Below are 3,074 nucleotides of genomic sequence, written 5' to 3' on the forward strand. Positions count from 1 at the left end.
GGCGAGCGCGCCGCCGGCGTCCGCGAACCGCACCAGAACCCCGGCGGCCGCCTGGGCCGCCACGGAGCCGTCCACGGCGATCAGCGCCACCGCGGCGGGGCACACCTCGGGCACCGCCGCCGCCAGGATCGCCTCCAGCCGGTCCGACATCCCGGTCCTCCTCATCCCCATCACCATCACCGTGAGTTCAGCCGCCCGCCCGGACGGCTCAGCCGCTGAGCGCGTCGCTGAGGCGTTCGCCGTGCGAGCTCAGCAGCGCCCTGGCCGCGTCGGCGTCGAGGCCGTGCCTGATCATCAGCACCGCGACCTTCGCCTGGCCGTCCGCCGCGTCCAGCGCCGCGCCGGCCGTCTCCTGGTCGGCCCCGGTGATGTCGCTGACGATGCGCAGCGCACGCCCGGCGAGCTTGCTGTTCATGGCCGACATCTCGATCATCTTGTTCCCGTACGTGCGGCCCAGCTTGACCATCGAGATCGTCGAGATCATGTTCAGCACGAGCTTCTGGGCCGTGCCCGCCTTCAGCCGGGTCGAGCCGGTCACCACCTCGGGCCCCACGACCACCTCGATGGCGTGCTCGGCGGCGGCCGACAGCGGCGCGTCGTCGTTGCACGACAGCCCCACGGTCAGCGCGCCGCGGCCGCGCGCCTCCGCCAGCGCGCCCAGCACGAAGGGAGCCCGCCCGCTGGCGGACACGCCCACCACCGAGTCGAGCGGTCCCACCTCCAGGTCCTTCAGCGCGGCGGCGCCGGCCTCGGCGTCGTCCTCGGCACCCTCGACGGAACGGGTCAGCGCGTCCGGCCCGCCGGCGATGATGCCCTGCACCAGCGACGGGTCGGTGCCGAACGTCGGCGGGCACTCGCTGGCGTCGAGCACGGCCAAGCGTCCCGACGTGCCGGCGCCGACGTAGAGCAGCCGGCCGCCCCGGCCCATCCTGTCCGCGATGGCGTCGATCGCCGCCGAGATCGCCGGGAGCACCACCGCGACGGCGGCGGGCACGGCGGCGTCGGCCTGGTTCATCAGCCGGGCGAGCTGCAGGGTCGGCAGCCGGTCGATCTGGGCGTAGCGGGGGTCGCTCTGCTCGGTGGACGGCTCTGATAGCGGATCAATCATGTCGCTAATTTCCACCCTCTACTTCTCTCTTGTAAATATCTTTCAGACAATGGGTTCATGCCACACGTACGAACAGGAGCCGAACGGCTGGCCGCGGATCCCGCCCTGGCGGGCGGCACGCGCCTCGGCCTGATCACCAACCCCACCGGCGTCCTGCCCGATCTGACCCCCACGCCCGACGCCCTGCTGGCGGCGGGCCTGAACCTGACCGCGCTCTTCGGCCCCGAGCACGGCATGCGCGGCACCGCGCAGGCCGCGGGCAGCGAGGCCGACGGCGTGGACGAGCGGACCGGGCTGCCGGTCTACGACACGCACAAGCTCTCCGGCGACGCCCTCGACGCGGTGGTGGCCGCCTCCGGGGTGGACACGCTGGTCTTCGACATCGCCGACGTGGGCGCCCGCTTCTACACCTACGTGTGGACCATGTACGACCTCATGGCCGCAGCGGCACGGCTGGGACTGCGGTTCGTGGTGCTGGACCGGCCCAACCCGCTGGGCGGGACGGTCGAGGAGGGGCCGCTGCTCGACCCGGCGTACGCGAGCTTCGTCGGCCGCTTCCCGCTGCCGCTGCGGCACGGCAGGACGGCCGGGGAGCTGGCCGGCCTGTACGGCTTCGACCTCGACCTGACCGTGGTCACGATGGAGGGCTGGCGGCGGGAGATGACCCACGCCGGCACGGGGCTGCCCTGGGTGATGCCCTCGGTCAACATGCCGACCCCGGAGACCGCGCTGGTCTATCCGGGCACCGGCCTGTTCGAGGGCACCAACTTCTCCGAGGGGCGCGGCACCACCCGGCCGTTCGAGCTGGTCGGGGCGCCGTACCTGGACGCGCGCTTCGCCCCGGCGCTCGGCGAGCTGGGCCTGCCGGGGGTGCGGTTCAGGGAGGCGTGGTTCACGCCGACGTTCCACAAGCACGCCGGCGTCCCCGTACGGGGGGTGCAGCTCCACGTGCACGACCCCGCCGCGTTCCGCCCGGTGCTGACGGGCCTGTCGATGCTGCACGTGGCCCGGACCCTCCACCCGGACGAGCTGCGCTGGGAGGGCCCGGAGCTGTTCCTCGACCACCTGTGGGGGTCCGGCACGCTCAAGAAGTGCCTGGAGGCCGGTGGGGATCCGCGCGAGTTGTGCCCGCCGCCCGCCCACCCTGAGGGAGGACTTCTGTACTGACCGGCCCATCACGCCAGATCGCGCCGGTAGAGCCAGAAGACGCGTTCGGCTCGCGCGCCCACGGCGCGCGAGTAGAACCGCAACGGCCCCACCCACCCGATCTCGGCGTGGTCCTGCCCGGCGGCCCGCTGCTCGGCCAGGCACCTGCGCAGCAGCACGCGCCCGAGGCCGAGACCGCGGGCGTCGGGCGCGGTGCCCATGGGGCCGAACCAGGACGGCCGCGCTCCCCAGGCCGCGAAGCCGAGGACGCGGCCGTCGCGTTCCGCGTAGTGCAGCCCGGCCGCGTTGACCGCCTCCCAGGCCCAGCGATCGTTCCAATGCCCGGCGACGAAGGCCGCCACCCGCTCGCGATCCGACCCGGCGTCCATGGGGCCGCCCAGGCCGTGCACGGAGACGCCCGCGCGCTTGAGCGCGGCCAGCTCGTCCTCGACGGACAGGTCGGCATGCCGCAGGTCGGCGGTCATGTTCCAGGCCATCTCGTAGCGCTCGTAGCCGAGACGCTCGGCCAGGCACGCGGCGGCGGTGTAGCGCACGTCTATGCCCGGCCAGGCGTAGCAGGGCGGGTTGCCGGCGAAGCGGGCCTCGCGGGCCCCCTGGCCGCGCAGCCAGTCCTCGGCCGCCCGCACCAGCGCCCGCCCGCGCCCTGCGCCCCGCGCCGACGGCTCCACGGCCAGCAGGTCGACGTGACCGACCGCGGGGTTCACCGAGTTGAGCGAGGCCATCACCACGCCGCCGTCCACGGCCAGCGCCGTCCAGCGCCGCTCGGCCGGGGGCCGCGCCAGGCCGCGCACCAGCGCGG

General features: G+C 74.0%; 3 protein-coding genes. 1 reads left to right on the forward strand and 2 read right to left on the reverse strand.

The genetic code is table 11. The features are described from left to right. Window positions 1–208 precede the first annotated feature (208 nt). Window positions 209–1,108: an N-acetylmuramic acid 6-phosphate etherase gene (gene murQ, locus ABZW11_RS46155; protein ID WP_355432904.1), complete on the reverse strand. Its 900-nt coding sequence runs from the start codon at window positions 1,106–1,108 to the stop codon at window positions 209–211. Window positions 1,109–1,165: 57 nt separating this feature from the next. On the opposite strand from murQ, the gene ABZW11_RS46160 reads away from it, so the two are divergent. Continuing rightward, complete coding sequence (locus ABZW11_RS46160; protein WP_355432906.1) at window positions 1,166–2,275, forward strand: DUF1343 domain-containing protein; 1,110 nt, start codon at window positions 1,166–1,168, stop codon at window positions 2,273–2,275. A gap of 8 nt (window positions 2,276–2,283) precedes the next feature. Here the strand turns inward: ABZW11_RS46160 and ABZW11_RS46165 are convergent. Further along, window positions 2,284–3,074 (reverse strand): GNAT family N-acetyltransferase (locus tag ABZW11_RS46165; protein ID WP_355432908.1); only part of this gene is annotated, 791 nt, incomplete at its 5' end.

The organism is Nonomuraea sp. NPDC004580 (assembly GCF_040609855.1).
GTDB classification, from domain to species: Bacteria; Actinomycetota; Actinomycetes; order Streptosporangiales; family Streptosporangiaceae; genus Nonomuraea; species Nonomuraea salmonea.